Annotated in this window: 16 protein-coding genes; 12 read left to right on the forward strand and 4 right to left on the reverse strand. The window is 74.1% G+C overall.

From position 1 onward, the window contains the following. The first annotated feature begins 16 nt into the window (after positions 1 to 16). Positions 17 to 1,183 (forward strand): hypothetical protein, encoded by a 1,167-nt coding sequence (locus tag ACZ6EG_RS20025; protein ID WP_469606232.1) that lies wholly within the window; start codon positions 17 to 19, stop codon positions 1,181 to 1,183. Then, on the forward strand, positions 1,120 to 1,860 hold the full coding sequence (locus ACZ6EG_RS20030) for a tetratricopeptide repeat protein (RefSeq protein WP_469606235.1): 741 nt from the start codon (positions 1,120 to 1,122) through the stop codon (positions 1,858 to 1,860). Before ACZ6EG_RS20025 ends, ACZ6EG_RS20030 begins: the two co-directional genes overlap by 64 nt. 64 nt (positions 1,861 to 1,924) lie before the next feature. On the opposite strand, the gene ACZ6EG_RS20035 is transcribed toward ACZ6EG_RS20030, so the two are convergent. After that, positions 1,925 to 3,217, reverse strand: coding sequence for a DUF1015 domain-containing protein (locus tag ACZ6EG_RS20035; RefSeq protein ID WP_391970140.1), 1,293 nt, complete (start codon positions 3,215 to 3,217; stop codon positions 1,925 to 1,927). 71 nt (positions 3,218 to 3,288) lie between these two features. Here ACZ6EG_RS20035 and ACZ6EG_RS20040 point away from each other — a divergent pair, with 71 nt between their 5' ends. The 4 genes from ACZ6EG_RS20040 to ACZ6EG_RS20055 all read left to right on the forward strand — a co-directional run bounded on the left by ACZ6EG_RS20040 (position 3,289) and on the right by ACZ6EG_RS20055 (position 7,402). Continuing rightward, on the forward strand, positions 3,289 to 4,326 hold the full coding sequence (locus tag ACZ6EG_RS20040; RefSeq protein WP_391970141.1) for an HAD hydrolase-like protein: 1,038 nt from the start codon (positions 3,289 to 3,291) through the stop codon (positions 4,324 to 4,326). A 102-nt stretch (positions 4,327 to 4,428) separates the two neighbouring features. Beyond that, complete coding sequence (locus ACZ6EG_RS20045) at positions 4,429 to 5,475, forward strand: FecCD family ABC transporter permease (RefSeq protein WP_391970142.1); 1,047 nt, start codon at positions 4,429 to 4,431, stop codon at positions 5,473 to 5,475. Positions 5,476 to 5,480: 5 nt separating this feature from the next. Then, positions 5,481 to 6,518: a FecCD family ABC transporter permease gene (locus ACZ6EG_RS20050; protein ID WP_391970400.1), complete on the forward strand. Its 1,038-nt coding sequence runs from the start codon at positions 5,481 to 5,483 to the stop codon at positions 6,516 to 6,518. After that, positions 6,515 to 7,402, forward strand: coding sequence for an ABC transporter ATP-binding protein (locus ACZ6EG_RS20055; RefSeq protein ID WP_391970143.1), 888 nt, complete (start codon positions 6,515 to 6,517; stop codon positions 7,400 to 7,402). The genes ACZ6EG_RS20050 and ACZ6EG_RS20055 overlap by 4 nt, the downstream gene beginning before the upstream one ends. Before the next feature lie 62 nt (positions 7,403 to 7,464). Here the strand turns inward: ACZ6EG_RS20055 and ACZ6EG_RS20060 are convergent, their stop codons facing one another. Continuing rightward, positions 7,465 to 7,812, reverse strand: coding sequence for a sterol-binding protein (locus tag ACZ6EG_RS20060; RefSeq protein ID WP_391970144.1), 348 nt, complete (start codon positions 7,810 to 7,812; stop codon positions 7,465 to 7,467). A 42-nt stretch (positions 7,813 to 7,854) separates the two neighbouring features. Between ACZ6EG_RS20060 and ACZ6EG_RS20065 the strand changes: the two genes are divergently transcribed. The 4 genes from ACZ6EG_RS20065 to recN all read left to right on the forward strand — a co-directional run bounded on the left by ACZ6EG_RS20065 (position 7,855) and on the right by recN (position 11,811). Next, positions 7,855 to 8,205 carry a hypothetical protein gene (locus tag ACZ6EG_RS20065; protein ID WP_469606242.1) on the forward strand — a complete coding sequence of 117 codons (351 nt, stop codon included), beginning with the start codon at positions 7,855 to 7,857 and terminating at the stop codon, positions 8,203 to 8,205. 7 nt (positions 8,206 to 8,212) lie between these two features. Then, positions 8,213 to 9,028 (forward strand): hemolysin, encoded by an 816-nt coding sequence (locus ACZ6EG_RS20070; RefSeq protein WP_391970146.1) that lies wholly within the window; start codon positions 8,213 to 8,215, stop codon positions 9,026 to 9,028. Continuing rightward, the gene (locus ACZ6EG_RS20075) at positions 9,025 to 9,930 is read left to right on the forward strand and encodes an NAD kinase (RefSeq protein WP_383648493.1); all 906 of its coding nucleotides are present in this window, start codon (positions 9,025 to 9,027) and stop codon (positions 9,928 to 9,930) included. The genes ACZ6EG_RS20070 and ACZ6EG_RS20075 overlap by 4 nt, the downstream gene beginning before the upstream one ends. Positions 9,931 to 10,092: 162 nt before the next feature. Beyond that, a complete protein-coding gene (gene recN / locus ACZ6EG_RS20080) occupies positions 10,093 to 11,811 on the forward strand; it encodes a DNA repair protein RecN (RefSeq protein ID WP_469606745.1) in 1,719 nt (572 codons plus the stop codon). Positions 11,812 to 12,001: 190 nt separating this feature from the next. Here the strand turns inward: recN and ACZ6EG_RS20085 are convergent, their stop codons facing one another. Next, positions 12,002 to 12,235 carry a hypothetical protein gene (locus ACZ6EG_RS20085; RefSeq protein ID WP_469606246.1) on the reverse strand — a complete coding sequence of 78 codons (234 nt, stop codon included), beginning with the start codon at positions 12,233 to 12,235 and terminating at the stop codon, positions 12,002 to 12,004. Between ACZ6EG_RS20085 and ACZ6EG_RS20090 the strand changes: the two genes are divergently transcribed. Together ACZ6EG_RS20090 and ACZ6EG_RS20095 are read left to right on the forward strand one after the other, a co-directional pair. Further along, positions 12,222 to 12,449, forward strand: coding sequence for an STAS domain-containing protein (locus tag ACZ6EG_RS20090; protein ID WP_469606249.1), 228 nt, complete (start codon positions 12,222 to 12,224; stop codon positions 12,447 to 12,449). The genes ACZ6EG_RS20085 and ACZ6EG_RS20090 overlap by 14 nt on opposite strands. 249 nt (positions 12,450 to 12,698) lie before the next feature. After that, positions 12,699 to 13,844 carry a glycosyltransferase family 4 protein gene (locus ACZ6EG_RS20095; protein WP_469606252.1) on the forward strand — a complete coding sequence of 382 codons (1,146 nt, stop codon included), beginning with the start codon at positions 12,699 to 12,701 and terminating at the stop codon, positions 13,842 to 13,844. Positions 13,845 to 13,884: 40 nt separating this feature from the next. Here the strand turns inward: ACZ6EG_RS20095 and ACZ6EG_RS20100 are convergent, their stop codons facing one another. Beyond that, positions 13,885 to 15,519 carry a PucR family transcriptional regulator gene (locus ACZ6EG_RS20100; protein WP_391970149.1) on the reverse strand — a complete coding sequence of 545 codons (1,635 nt, stop codon included), beginning with the start codon at positions 15,517 to 15,519 and terminating at the stop codon, positions 13,885 to 13,887. Between the last annotated feature and the right edge of the window lie 130 nt (positions 15,520 to 15,649).

Genomic DNA, 15,649 nt, shown 5'->3' on the forward strand with positions numbered 1-15,649 from the left:
CGTGACGATCGGGACCGTGGGCCGCGTCGCGATGACCGTGCCGGCGACCGTCCCCCCTTCCGTCGCGATGACCGGCGGGATGACCGCCGTGACGATCGCGGTGGCGGCCGTCCCCCGTTCCGTCGTGACGACCGCCGGGACGACCGGGGAGATCGCCCCGCCTCCCGTCGTGACGACCGGCGGGATGACCGCCGTGACGACCGTGGTGGTGACCGTCCCCCGTTCCGTCGTGACGACCGCCGGGACGACCGGGGCGGTTTCGGCCGGCGCGATGAGCGGGGTGGTGACGACCGTGGCGGGCAGCGGGGCGGTTTCCGTCGCGACGATCGCCGGGACGACCGTCGTGATGACAACCGTGGTGGAGGCTACGGGCGTCGTGACGATCGGGACCGTGGGCCGCGTCGCGATGACCGTGCCGGCGACCGTCCCCCCTTCCGTCGCGATGACCGGCGGGATGACCGCCGTGACGACCGTGGTGGTGACCGTCCCCCGTACCGTCGTGACGACCGGGGGGACCGCCCCGCCTTCCGTCGTGACGACCGGCGGGATGACCGCCGTGACGACCGTGGTGGTGACCGTCCCCCGTTCCGTCGTGACGACCGGGGGGACCGCCCCGCCTTCCGTCGTGACGACCGGCGGGATGACCGCCGTGACGACCGTGGTGGTGACCGTCCCCCGTACCGTCGTGACGACCGCGGCGACCAGGGCGGGCGTCCTTCGTTCCGTCGTGACGACCGGCGTGATGATCGGGGTGGTGACCGTCCCCCCTTCCGGCGCGACGACCGGGGTGAGCGTCGTGGTGACGACCGTGGGGACCGGGGCGGTTTCCGGCGGGACGACCGCGGTGACCGCGGTGATCGTGGTGGCTTCCGGCGTGACGACAACCGTGGTGACCGCGGTGGCTTCGGTCGTCGTGACGACCGGGGTGGCGACCGTGGTGGGTTCCGCGGCCGGGACGACCGCCGGGACGACCGCGGTGGGCGGCCCGGTGGATTCCGCGGGCGCGACGACCGGCAGGGTGGCGGTGGCCGCTTCCGCGACGAGCGCGACCGTGACCGGGAGCCGATCAAGCGCCTGCCGATCCCCGAGGAGGTCACGGGTTACGAGATCGACCAGGACGTGCGGCAGGAGCTGCAGAGTCTTCCCAAGACGCTCGCCGAGGACGTCGCGCGGAACCTGGTGATGGTCGCCCGGCTCCTCGACGAGGACCCGGAGGCGGCCTACGCCTACTCCAAGGTCGCCCTGCGTCTGGCGTCCCGTGTCGCCGCCGTACGCGAGGCCGGTGGCTTCGCGGCCTACGCCAACCAGAAGTACAGCGAGGCCCTGGCCGAGTTCCGGGCGGCGCGCCGGATGACCGGGTCCGTCGAGCTGTGGCCGGTCATGGCCGACTGCGAGCGCGGCCTCGGCCGCCCGGAGAAGGCGCTGGACATGGCCGGTGCGCCCGAGGTGCACAAGCTCGACAAGGCCGGTCAGGTCGAGATGCGGCTCGTCGCGGCCGGGGCCCGCCGGGACATGGGACAGTTGGACGCGGCCATCGTGACGCTGCAGAGCCCCGAGCTGGCCTCCAACTCCGTACAGCCCTGGACCGCGCGCCTGCGGTACGCCTACGCCGACGCGCTGCTGGCCGCCGGCCGGGAGCAGGAGGCGCGGGAGTGGTTCGCGAAGGCCGTGGAGTCCGACCGGGACGGCAGCACCGACGCCTCCGACCGGCTCGCCGAACTGGAGGGCGTGGAGTTCACGGACGCCCTCGACGAGGACGAGCACGAGCACGAGCACGAGGGCGGGCACGAGCGCGAGGGCGCGGACGAGCGCGAGAACGATGTGGTGAAGCCTTCCGCCGAGGACGGCGAGGAGGACTGACGTCCACCACGTGACGACGAAGGGGCGGGACCGGTGCACGGTCCCGCCCCTTCGTCATGCCGGGTCACAGATCAAGCGCACGCAGGACCAGGCCCGAGGCCGGCTTCGGGCCGAAGGACGTCGACTTGCGGGGCATGGTGACACCCTGGCGGGCCAGGTCGCGGACGACCTCCTCGCGGACCGGGTGCATCAGCACCGCCGTACCGCCGTCGCGTTCCGCCTTCTCGACCGTGGCCGCCGTGTCGTGGATGTATGAGACATGCGCCGCCGAGTCGTCGGGGACGTACCAGACGTGGGCCAGGAGCGTGGCGTGCAGGACGGTGGCGTCCAGGGTGCGCCAGGCCTCGGGGCGATCGGTGGGGACCGTGTCGGCGAGCAGATCGGGGTCCGGCCGGTCGACCAGGTGGAAGGCGCCGTCACCGGCGAGCAGGAAGGCGTTGCCCGCTTCGGCCGCCTTCGCCAGGGCGTCCATGGCCTGCGACAGGGGAGCGTTCACCCGGCGGACGCGGAAACGGCCGGCCAGGGCGGCCACGGCGTCCGCGACCGGAAGGCCGTGCAGCAGGCGGTGGATCGCGCGGACGCGGAGCGGGTAGCGGACGGTGTCGACCAGCAGGACGAGGCCGTGGTCCCAGGGGCTGGGGGAGGGGTGCTCCGCGCGGAGCGTGCGATAGGTCGCCCAGCGGTGGTGGCCGTCGGCGATCAGGGCCTGGTGACCGGCCAGCTCGGCGCGTACGCGGGCCACGTCGTCCGGGGCGGTGACCGACCACAGGCGGTGGCAGAAACCGTCCTCCGTGGTCGTCGAGAGCAGCGGAGGCCGCTCGACGGTGCCTTCCACGACGGTGGTGGTGGCCGCGGTGGCCTCGTCGCCGCGGTAGGTGAGGAGCAGGGGTTCGAGGTTCGCGCAGGTGGCGCGCATGAGGGCCGCGCGGTCGGCGACGACGTGCGGCATCACGTCCTCGTGGGGCAGGACGATCCGTTCGGAGGGGTCCGACACGCGCACCGCGCCGATGATGCCGCGTTGCAGCAGGCCCTCGCCGTCGCGCTGCTCGTAGACGTACAGGCCCGGTTCGGGGTCGGCGGTGAGGACACCCTCCGAGATCCAGCGTCGCAGGGTGCGGGCCGCCTGTTCGTTGCGCGCCTCGGGCGTGGCGGCCTGGGGCAGGATCAGGCGCACGATGTTGTGCGGGTCGGCGGACTCGAGGTGGAGCAGGCCGTCCGGGCGGACCACGACGTCGTAGGGCGGGGACGTCACGGCGGCCAGGCTGCCGACCCGGTCGGGGTCGTAGCGGAGGCCTCGGAACGGGACGAGTTCCAGGCCCCGGGGCGCCGTTGCTTCCGGGTGACCTGCTGTGTTCATCCCGGCATCGTACGTGTGTCGGTGGCATGGGGGATGATCGGGGGAAAGGCGTCGAACGAGGAGCGATGTACATGAGCCGGAGCGTCAGGACGAGGCCCGACGGCAGTGGGCGGGGCCTGAGCGAGGCGTACGACACGGCACTGCTCGACCTGGACGGCGTGGTCTACGCCGGGGGGAACGCCATCGCGCACGCCGTCGAGTCGCTCGCCTCCGCACGGTCGGGCGGCATGCACCTCGCGTACGTCACGAACAACGCGCTCCGGACCCCGGACGCGGTCGCCGAGCACCTCACCGAGCTGGGCATACCGACGGGAGCCGACGACGTCATCACCTCGGCGCAGGCGGTGGCCCGGCTGATCGCCGAGCAGGTGCCGGCGGGCGCGCGGGTGCTGGTGATCGGGGGTGAAGGGCTGCGGGTGGCGCTGCGCGAGCGCGGCCTGGAACCCGTGGAGTCGGCGGAGGACGATCCGGCGGCCGTCGTGCAGGGCTTCGGCGGCCCCGATCTCCCCTGGGGGCGGTTCGCGGAGGCCTGCTACGCCATCGCGCGCGGTGTGCCCTGGTACGCCTCCAACACCGACCTGACGATTCCGGGCGCCCGCGGCATCGCACCCGGCAACGGCGCCGCGGTGGAGGTCGTCCGGATCGCCACCGGCGCCGAGCCGCAGGTCGCGGGCAAGCCGTTGCCCCCCATGCACCGGGAGACGATCCTGCGGACCGGCGCGCAGCGGCCGTTGGTGGTCGGGGACCGGCTGGACACGGACATCGAGGGCGCGTTCAACGGGGAAGTGGACTCGCTGCTCGTCCTGACGGGTGTCACCGACGGTGCGCAACTGCTGGCGGCGCCGCCGCAGCACCGGCCGACGTACGTCGACGCCGACCTGCGCGGACTGCTGACCGGACAACCGGAGGTGGTGGAGGAGGGCGACGGGAACGCCCGCTTCCGCTGCGGCGGGTGGACGGCCACGGCCGGCGCGGAGCGGCTGGAGCTGGAGGGTGACGGAGCGGCGCTGGACGGACTGCGCGCGCTGTGCGCGGCGGCCTGGACGGCGGGCGGCGACGCGGGGTGCCGGCTGGACTCGGGGAAGGCGCTGGCACGACTGGGGTTGTGATGCGGCGTCGGGAAGCAGACAGACTGTGGTTGCCGGTTGCCGGTTGCCGGTTGCCGGTTGCCGAGATCGTGATCGATTGGCAGGGTAGGCTAACCTAACCGGGTGTTGGTCGACAGTCCCCCCGAACAGCGCGCGGAGACCGCCCCCGCGCCGCCCCCGAAGCGCCGTGTCCTGCGCGTGGTCGGTCTGCCCGTCTCGGCGGCCGTGCTGGTCCTCGTCGCGTTGACGAGTATCGCGATCGGCGCCAAGGACCTCTCCCTGGCACAGGTCTGGCACGGCCTGTTCCACGACTCCGGCACCTACGGTGACGTCGTGGTGGGCGAGCGGCTGTCGCGGACCGTGATCGGCCTGCTCGCCGGAGCCGCGCTCGGCCTCGCCGGAGCCGTGCTCCAGGCGCTCACCCGCAATCCGCTGGCCGATCCCGGCCTGCTCGGCATCAACGCGGGGGCCTCCGCCGCGGTGGTCACGGCCATCTCCTTCTTCGGCGTCACCTCCCTGACCGGGTACGTGTGGTTCGCCTTCGCCGGTGCGGCTGGGGTCGGCGCGCTGGTCTGGTTCCTGGGCGGCAGCCGGGGGGCCACGCCCGTGCGGCTCGTCCTGGCCGGCACCGCCATCAGCGCGGCGCTCTTCGGCTACCTCCAGGCCGTCATGATCATGGACGACGCGGCGCTGGGCAGGATGCGCTTCTGGACGGTCGGTTCGCTCTCCTCGGCGACCGACGGCACCATCAGGGAGGTGCTGCCGTTCTTCCTGGTCGGCACGGTCCTGGCGCTGGCGCTCTCCCGGCCGCTCAACGCCATGGAGATGGGCGACGACACCGCCAAGGCCCTCGGGGCCAACCTGAACCGCACCCGGGCGCTGTCCATGCTCGCCGCGACCGTGCTCTGCGGGGCCGCGACCGCCGCCTGCGGGCCCATCGTCTTCGTCGGCCTGATGGTCCCGCACATCGTGCGCTCCTTCACCGGCCCCGACATGCGCTGGATCCTGCCGTACGCCGCGATCCTGTCGCCCGTGCTGCTGCTGGGCGCGGACGTGCTCGGCCGGATCGTCGCCCGGCCCTCGGAACTCCAGGTGGGGATCGTCACCGCCGTGCTCGGCGGGCCGGTCTTCATCTATCTCGTACGACGGCGGAGGACGGCCCAGCTGTGAAGACCGTGAAGACCAACCGCGCGGTGCGCAGTCCGGGCGGGCTGTCGTTCCGCCTGGACGTCCGGGCGGCCGTCGTAGTCGTCCTGCTGCTGGTCGTCGCCCTCGCCGCGAGCGTCCTGCTGATCGGCACCGGCGACTTCGAGATCCCGGCCGTCGACGTACTGCGGACCCTGGTGGGCCAGGGCAACCCGGGCCAGGAGTTCATCGTCAACGAACTGCGACTGCCCCGGGTCCTGGTCGGCCTGCTGGTCGGCGCCTCGCTCGGCCTGGGCGGCGCGCTGTTCCAGGCCATCTCGCGCAACCCGCTCGGCAGCCCGGACGTGCTCGGCCTCGGGCAGGGCGCGACGGCCGGCGCCCTGACGATGATCGTCCTGTTCTCCGGGGGCTCGGCCCAGGTCACCGGCGGCGCGCTGGTGGGCGGTCTGGTGACCGGCCTCGCCATCTACCTGCTCGCCTGGAAGCAGGGCGTGCACGGTTACCGGCTGGTCCTGGTCGGTATCGGCATGTCCGCGATCGTCACCGCGGTCAACGGCTATCTGCTCACCCGGGCCGACATCGTCGACGCGTCCCGCGCGGTCGTCTGGATGACCGGCTCCCTCGACGGCCGTGACTGGGACCAGGTCTGGCCCCTGCTCGCCCTGTGCGCCGTCCTCGTGCCGCTCGTCCTCACCAACGGGCGGGCGCTGCGGATGATGGAGATGGGCGACGACGTCTCGTACGCCCTCGGGGTGCGCGTCGAGCGCGTACGGGCGCTGCTGATGGTGGCAGCCGTGCTGCTCACCGCCGCCGCCACCGCCGCCGCGGGACCGGTCAGCTTCGTCGCGCTCACCGCACCGCAGCTGGCCCGGCGCCTGACCCGTGCGCCGGGCCCCAACCTGGTGGCGTCGCTGTGCATGGGCGCCGCGCTGCTGGTCGGCGCCGACTGGGTGTCGCAGCGGGCCTTCGGCGCCGAACAGCTGCCCGTCGGCGTGATCACCGGCGTCCTCGGCGGCGTCTACCTGCTGTGGCTGCTGGTCACCGAGCGCAAGGCGGGCCGGATTTGAGTGCCGGCGCCGGTATCCGCAGCAGGCTGAACAACCAAAGGAGCAACGTGAACCGCCTGTCAGCCGAGAACGTCACCCTCGCCTACGACCAGCGCGTCATCGCGGAGAAGCTGTCGGTGGAGATACCCGACAACTCCTTCACCGTGATCGTCGGCCCGAACGCGTGCGGCAAGTCCACCCTGCTGCGGGCCCTGTCGCGGATGCTCAAGCCCAGCGAGGGCCGGGTGCTGCTGGACGGGAACGTCATCCAGTCGATGCCGGCCAAGCAGGTCGCCCGGACCCTCGGCCTGCTCCCGCAGTCGTCCATCGCGCCCGACGGCATCACCGTCGGCGACCTCGTCGGCCGGGGCCGCTACCCGCACCAGGGCATCCTGCGCCAGTGGTCCACGGAGGACGAGCGGGTCGTCCAGGAGTCGATGGCCCAGACCGGGATCTCGGAGCTGGCCGAACGCTACGTCGACGAACTCTCCGGCGGTCAGCGCCAGCGGGTGTGGATCGCCATGGCACTTGCCCAGCAGACCCCGCTGCTGCTCCTCGACGAGCCGACCACGTACCTGGACATCCAGCACCAGATCGACGTCCTCGACCTGTGCGCCGAGCTCCACGAGGAGCAGGGCCGCACGCTCGTGGCCGTCCTGCACGACCTCAACCACGCCGCCCGCTACGCCACGCACCTCATCGCCCTGCGCGGCGGGGAGATCATCGCGGAGGGCGCGCCGAAGGACATCGTCACCGCGGAACTCGTCGAGCGGGTCTTCGGACTGCGCTGCCAGGTCATCGACGACCCGGAGACGGGCACGCCCCTGGTGGTGCCGGCCGCGCGCAAGGCACGGGTGACGGCGGCGGGGCGGCCCGAGAAGGCGGTGGCTTCCAAGGCTTCCTGAGGCGGCCGCAAGGGCCTCTCCAGGTCGCCGGCGGGCTCGCGGAGGCGGTGACTGCGACTCGGCTACAGGAGCTTCCTGAGACGGAACAGGTCCCGCAGCCCCGCCTCCAGCCTCACCCGGCCCGAGCCCCAGGCCTTGGCGAAGTGCAGCTCGCCCTCGACCAGGGCCACCAGGTCGTCCCCGGTCATCGCCAGCCTGATCTCGGCCTTCTCGCGCGGCGGCCCCTCGAGGGTCTCGCGCACGTCGATCCGCCCGTCCGCCATGCGGCCCGCGAACGTGACGTCCAGGTCGGTGATGTGGCAGCTCACCGAGCGGTCCAGCTCGGCGGCCGAGCGCACGTCCCCCTCGGCGCTCCCCATGCTGTCCGCAAGCTTCTCGAGTGCGGCGCGGCACTCCTCGATCGTCGCCATCGGCACCGACCGTACCGCAGCGGCACGCGGTAGCGTCGGGGCATGAGCGACGCAGTGCCGGTGCCCGTGGCCGACGACAGCGAGGCGGACAGGACCGGGGCCCGGGACCTGCCGGGTCACGATCCCGCGGCCCCCGCCCCCCTCGACGTGCCCCGCCCGTCCACCGGAAACGCCGAGGTGGACGCCGGGCTGGCCCGGCTGGCCGACGTCGACCACCTGGCCACCGACGGACACGTCCAGGTGTACGAGGATGTACACCGGGGGCTGCGCGACGCGCTCACCGCGCTCGACGCCCGCCCGGGACCTCCGGCTCCCACCCGTCGCCCGACCACCACCCCTCAACGAGGCCCTTCGGACCACGGGTCCGACTGGCCGCACGAACACAGGAGCTGAACCGAACGTGGCAGGAGTCGCACGCCGCCGTCTCGACGCGGAGCTGGTCCGCCGCAAGCTGGCGCGCTCGCGCGAGCACGCCAGCCAGCTGATCGCCGCCGGGCGGGTCACCGTCGGCAAGACCGTCGCGACCAAGCCCGCCACGCAGGTGGAGACCGCCGCCGCGATCGTGGTGACCGCCGACGACGGCGACCCCGACTACGTCTCGCGCGGCGGCCACAAGCTGGCCGGCGCCCTGTCGGCGTTCCTGCCGCAGGGGCTCGTCGTCGAGGGGCGGCGGGCGCTGGACGCCGGCGCTTCCACCGGTGGCTTCACCGACGTACTGCTGCGGGCGGGCGCGGCGCACGTCGTCGCCGTGGACGTCGGATACGGACAACTCGCCTGGAGTCTGCGGCAGGATGAACGCGTCACCGTCAAGGACCGTACGAACGTCCGGGAGTTGACGCCGGAAGCGATCGACGGGGAGCTGGTGGACCTGGTGGTGGGGGACCTGTCCTTCATCCCGCTCGGACTGGTACTGCCCGCGCTGGTGCGGTGCACGCGACCGGACGCCGACCTGGTGATGATGGTGAAGCCGCAGTTCGAGGTGGGCAAGGAGCGGCTGGGCAGCGGGGGAGTGGTACGCAGTGCGCAGCTGCGGGCCGAGGCCGTGCGGGGTGTCGCCCGCAGGGCCTGGGAACTGGGGCTCGGTGTGAAGGGGGTCACGGCCAGTCCGCTGCCCGGACCCTCCGGCAACGTCGAGTACTTTCTGTGGCTGCGGGCCGGGGCCGGCGAACTGGACCCGGCCGACGTTGACCGTGCAGTGGCGGAGGGGCCGCGTTGACACAGAACCGAGCTCGTACTGTTTTCCTGCTCGCCCACACCGGGCGGCCGGCGGCCATCCGCAGCGCGGAGCTCGTGGTCAAGGGTTTGCTGCACGCCGGCATCGGGGTGCGCGTCCTGGAGGCGGAGGCCTGTGACCTGCCGCTGCCCAGTGAGGTGGAGCTGGTCGGGGAGGCCACACCGCAGTGCCTCGACGGGTGCGAGCTGCTGATCGTGCTGGGCGGTGACGGGACGCTGCTGCGCGGCGCCGAGTTCGCCCGCGCCTCCGGGGTGCCCATGCTCGGCGTCAACCTGGGCCGGGTCGGCTTCCTCGCGGAGGCGGAGCGCGACGACCTGGACAAGGTCGTCGACCGGGTGGTGAGCCGGGCGTACGAGGTCGAGGAGCGGATGACCGTCGACGTCGTGGTGCACCGCAACGGGGACATCGTGCACACCGACTGGGCGCTGAACGAGGCCGCCGTGCAGAAGGCCGGCGCCGAGAAGCTGCTGGAAGTCGTGCTGGAGATCGACGGGCGACCGGTGACGGGCTTCGGCTGCGACGGCATCGTGCTGTCCACGCCGACCGGATCGACGGCGTACGCCTTCTCGGCCGGGGGGCCGGTGGTGTGGCCCGAGGTCGAGGCGCTGCTGATGGTGCCGATCAGCGCGCACGCGCTGTTCGCGAAGCCGCTGGTGACCTCGCCGGACTCGGTGCTCGCGGTGGAGGTGCTGCCGCACATTCCGCCGGGAGTGCTGTGGTGCGACGGGCGGCGGACGGTGGAGCTGCCGCCGGGCGCGCGGGTGGAGGTGCGGCGGGGGGCGGTGCCGGTGCGGCTGGCCCGGCTGCACCACGCGTCCTTCACCGACCGGCTGGTCGCGAAGTTCGCGCTGCCGGTGTCCGGGTGGCGCGGGGCGCCGCACTAGCGGTCTCGAAGGGGTGGTTCCCGACACCGGCGTGCGGGTGCGTCGTGGCTGGTCGCGAGGCTCCCCGCGCCCCTGAGCAGCATGCCCTCACCGGGGGGACAGAGGTGGGCCGGTCGCACTTTGCGTCGCCGACCTCGTAAGGTCGTGTCCGTGCTTGAGGAGATGCGGATACGGTCGCTCGGGGTCATCGACGACGCCGTGGTCGAGTTGTCGCCCGGGTTCACCGCTGTCACCGGTGAGACGGGTGCCGGCAAGACCATGGTGGTCACCAGCCTGGGGCTGCTGCTGGGCGGGCGCGCGGACGCGGCCCTCGTACGGATCGGCGCGAAGCACGCCGTGGTCGAGGGGCGGATCGCCGTACCCGGCGACGCGGCGGTCGCCGTCCGGGCCGAGGAGGCCGGGGCCGAGCTGGACGACGGGGCGCTGCTGATCAGCCGCACCGTGTCGGCCGAGGGGCGCTCGCGGGCGCACCTGGGCGGGCGGTCCGTGCCCGTGGGCGTGCTCGCCGAGCTGGCCGACGAACTGGTGGCCGTGCACGGGCAGACCGACCAGCAGGGGCTGCTCAAACAGACCCGCCAGCGGCAGGCACTGGACCGGTACGCCGGGGACGCGGTCACCGGGCCGCTCGCCAAGTACGCCGAGGCCTACCGGCGGCTGCGGGCCGTCGTCCGCGAGCTGGAGGAGATCACCACCCGCGCGCGCGAACGCGCCCAGGAGGCCGATCTGCTCCGCTACGGCCTCGACGAGGTCGCGGCCGTGGAGCCGCGTGCCGGTGAGGACGCCGAGCTCGCCGAGGAGGCGGAGCGCCTGGGCCACGCCGAGGCTCTCGCGTCGGCCGCCACGGCCGCGCACGCCGCGCTGGCGGGCAACCCGGAGGACCCCGAGGGTGTCGACGCGTCGACGCTGGTGGCGGGCGCGCAGCGGGCCCTGGACGCCGTACGGTCGCACGACCCGGCGCTGGCCGCGCTCGCCGAGCGGATCGGTGAGGTCGGCATCCTGTTGCGGGACGTGGCCGGCGAACTCGCCGGGTACGCCGACGACCTGGACGCCGACCCGCTGCGGCTGGCGGCGGTCGAGGAGCGGCGGGCCGCCCTCACCACGCTGACCCGCAAGTACGGCGAGGACGTCGCCGCCGTGCTGACCTGGGCCGAGCAGGGCGCCGCGCGGCTGACCGAGCTGGACGGCGACGACGAGCGGATCGGCGAGCTGACCGCCGAACGGGACGCTCTCCGCGCCGAACTGGGCGGGCTGGCGCAGGCGCTCACGGACGCGCGGACGGAGGCCGCCGAGCGGTTCGCCGCCGCGGTGACCGCGGAGCTGGCCTCGCTGGCCATGCCCCACGCGCGGGTGTCGTTCGAGATCCGGCAGACCGAGGACCCCGAGGGCGTGGAGGTGGGCGGCCGCACGGTCGCCTACGGGCCGTCGGGCGCCGACGAGGTCGAGCTGCTGCTCGCCCCGCACCCGGGAGCGCCGCCGCGGCCGATCGCCAAGGGAGCCTCCGGCGGTGAACTGTCGCGCGTGATGCTCGCCGTGGAGGTCGTCTTCGCCGGTACGGACCCGGTCCCGACGTACCTCTTCGACGAGGTCGACGCCGGTGTCGGCGGCAAGGCGGCCGTCGAGATCGGGCGGCGCCTGGCGCGGCTGGCGAAGAGCGCGCAGGTCGTGGTCGTCACCCATCTCCCGCAGGTGGCCGCGTTCGCCGACCGGCAGCTGCTGGTGGAGAAGACGAACGACGGCTCGGTGACCCGCTCCGGCGTCAAGGTGCTGGAGGGCGAGGAGCGCGTACGGGAACTGTCCCGGATGCTGGCCGGCCAGGAGGACTCGGAGACGGCCCGGGCCCACGCCGAGGAGCTGCTCGCCACGGCCAGGGGAGACGCGTAGGCCGGGCCGTCCCCGCGGTGACGCCCGGACCCACGCGCCGAGGCCGTCCTGCGGGCGGCCCGGACCGTGGTTCCGAGGCCGTCGGGCGGGGCGGTGGCCGTCGTGGCCCGTCGTCGTCAGGGGTGGCCGGAGCGAGCGGTGCGGGCGGGGGCTGCTCCCCGGCCAGGGGCGGGCTCGGCCCGCGCCGGGTTCACAGGGCCGCGGCGTCGTAGGCCAGAACGGCCTCGATCGTCTTCCCGGGCGGAGCCGGGGTGAGGGGGACGGTTGAGTGGCATTCGCTCGGCTCAGTGGTGACCTCGACTACGACAGCGCCGACGAGCTGCTGGCCGCCGCCCGTGACCGGCTCGCGCTCCAAACCGGTGCCCCGCGTGGTGCGGCTGGGCTGCGCGCGGCTCACCACCTGCGACTCCATGGGCCTGGCCACGCTCCTGATGATCGAGCGGCACGCCGGGGACATCGGAGCCGGGCTCCGGTTGGACGGCCGCCCCCACTTCCTCCGCCGCCTGCTGGAAGTCACCGGCACCATGGAGTACCTCGTGCCCGCACCGTCCGCCGAGTCACCTGCCTCCACGGAGGCGGCGGGCGTCCGCCGCGCTCAGCAGCCCGACGGCCGGGCGTGGTCCGAGCAGGGATCGTGACCCGACGGGCCGAGGCCCACACGGCCCTCGGCCCCCCCCCGCCGGCACGTTCACTCGTGTGAGTGAACTGGTCCTGTCTCGTTGCCCCGCCGGTCGCCCGCGCGCGACGGTCGTCGTTCCCGGAACACCCGTACGGCCTGGCATCCTTGACGGTGTGCCGCACAGGAGACCGCGCTGCACGCCCTCCCCGCACCATCGTTCTGTACGTTCTTCGTGACCGTCCCCCGCCGAACCAGGAGCCCCGGCCACGTGACCCCCGTGAGCAGCCACGCCCCGCACGGCCAGTCGCCGCTGCGCACCGTGCAGGTGCTGGGCGGCGGCAACGCCGGCAGCAGCGCGCATGTGCGCTCCCTGGCCGCGGGGCTCGTCGCACGGGGCGTGAAAGTGACGGTGTGCGCCCCCACCGATGCGGAACGCATCTACGACTTCACGGGCGCCGGAGCAGACCACGTGCACGTGCCGCGCAGCAGCGATCCCGTCTCCGTGGCCGCGCTGCGGACGGTCTGCGCGGACGCCGACCTGGTGCACGCGCACGGGCTGCACGCCTCCTTCCGTGCCGCGCTGGCCCTCGGCGGGCGCCGCGTCCGCACCCCGCTGGTCGTCACCTGGCACGACCGGGCCCATGCCGAGGGCGCGCGCGCCCATCTGCTGCGCGTTCTGGAACGCCGGGTGATGAAGGCCGCCGCCGTGGTGCTCGGCGCCACCTCGGAGCTGGTCGACGGGGCACGGGGGGCCGGCGCGCGGGACGCCCGGCTCGGGCCCGTCGCGCTGCCCGCCCGTCCCTGCGCGCCGGCCGAGCCCGACGACCCCGACCGGCGGCGCGCCAAGACCCGGGCCGAACTCGGCGCGATCGGGCGCCCGTTGCTCATCGCCGTCGGATCCCTGGAGGAGCACCGGGGGTACGACGTCCTGCTCGACGCGGCGCGCGCGTGGCGCCGTCTCGACCCGGTGCCGCTGGTCGTCGTCGCCGGTGAGGGTCCCGCGCGCCCGCAGTTGCAGCGGCGGATCGAGGACGAGGGGCTGCCGGTGATCCTCATCGGCAGCCGTGACGACGTCGGCGACCTGCTGGCCGCGGCCGACCTCGCGCTGCTGCCGAGCCGCCGGGAGGCCCGCTCCGTCCTCGCCCAGGAGGCGCTCCCCGCGCGGCTGCCGCTCGTGGCGAGCGACGCGGGCGGGACCCCCGAACTCGTGGGCGACGCGGCCGAGATCGTCCCGGCCGGGGACGCGGACGCGTTCTCCCGCGCCGTGGTCCGGCTGCTGGACGACCCCCGGCGGTGCGAGGAGCTGAGGGACAGGGGTGTGCGGCAGGCTGCCACCTGGCCGACCGAGGACGAGACCGTCGCGCAGGTCCTCAGCGTCTACGACGAGTTGACGCAGCCCACGCCGATGCTCTGAACGGACCCGGACCCGGACCCGGACCCGGACCCGGACCCGTTCACGGCACGTGCCGGCGGGCGCGCAGGGCCAGGCTCAACGCCAGTACGGTCTGCGGGTCGTCGAGGTCCGTGCCCAGCAACTCCCCGATGCGCGCCAGCCGGTTGTAGAGCGTCTGCCGGTTGAGGTGGAGTTCGCGTGCCGTCTCCGCCTTGCGGCCGGCGTGCGCCAGATACGTCTGGAGCGTGGGCAGCAGGGGCGGCTTGGACCGGTCGTCGTGGTCCCGGAGGGGGCCGATCGCCCGGTCCACGAAGGCCGCGAGGTCCGGATGGTCTCGCAGCCGCCACAGCAGCAGGTCGATGTCGAGGCGCCGGGCGTCGTACCAGGGCCGGTCGGTGAGCCCCTGGGCCGCGGTCGCCGTCTCCGCCGCGTGCCGCAGGCCCGCCGACGCCGCCGCCCAGCCGCCCGCCACCCCGACGACCACGACGGGGGGCTGTGCCCCCGGCCGCCGCATGCCGGCCCGTTCCACGCCCGCCCGCAGCGCCGCCGCGACCCGGTCCGCGACCGACGTCCGCTCCGACTCCGAGCGCAGGCCCACCAGGAGCGGGACCCGGCCCTCGACCGGACGTACGCCCAGCAGGACCGGCACCCCGACGGACGCCAGCTCCTCGGCCACCGCGCGCGCCAGCACCGCCCAGCCGCCACCGGAGGGGGACAGCGCGTCGCCGAGCCGCATCACCACCGGGAGCAGGGGACCGACGCCGGGTTTGAAACCCAGGACGCGTGCCTGCGCCGGGGCGTCCGCCGCGGTGATCCGCCCCTCGGCGAGGTCGGTGAGGAAGTCGCCGCGCCCGCGCGCCGCCAGCTCCTCCTCCTGTCGCGCCTGCATCAGCACCACGGCGAGGATGCCGGCCGCCCGCTCCGCCGCCATCCGGTGCACCGGCGCCAGCGGGGACCGTACGGGCAGCAGGACGAGCCGGGCGCGCACCGAACCGGCACCCGGGCCGCCGCCGGGCACGTCCACCAGGACCGAGCCCGCCGGGGGAGGGGCGTCCTTGTGCGGGCCGCGCAGCCCCTCCCACACCTGGAGCGGGTCGGCGCCCTCGGGACCGGAGCCGGCGGCGTACAGCAGGCGGCCGTCGGTGGTCTCCAGGAAGACCGGGTTGTCCCCGAAGTCGGCCAGGATGCCGAGTACCTGGGGTACCCCGCCGCCGCCCAGCAGGGCCTCCGTGCAGCGGCGGTGCACCTCCTCGGCCCGCTGGAGCAGCGCGTAGTGACCGTTGACGATCTCGGTGTGGACCTCCTCCGTGACCGTCACGAAGGGCACCTCGCGGTGGAGCTGGACCAGGGGCAGCCCGGCCGCGCGGGCGGTGTCCACGAGGGTCGCGGGCAGCCGGGCGAAACGCGGGCCCAGCTCCACGACGAGGGCCGCGATACCGCGCTCGGCGAGCGTACGGACGAAGGCGCGCTGCTCGGCCGGGCGGGTGCCGAGTCCGTAGCCCGTGGTCAGCAGGAGTTCGCCGCCCTTGAGCAGGGAGGCGATGTTGGGCACCTCCCCGGCATGGACCCAGCGCACGGTGCGGTGCAGGCGGTCGGCACCGGCGAGGATCTCCGGCAGGCCGCTGCGCAGGCCGGGGAGTTCCAGGGCGCGCTGCACGGTGATCCCCGACGGCGGGGGTGCGCTGGGGCTGTTCATGCAGCGGACGGTACCCGGGGGTGGCCTGCGGATACATCTCGGGCGTCCGATGCGGTGGTGCTCCGGGGACGGGCGCCGGAGCCCGTGGGCGCCGGGCTGCCGCCGCGCCCGCCCGTGCCGCCCCTGGGGG

This window comes from Streptomyces sp. NPDC041968, assembly GCF_055589025.1.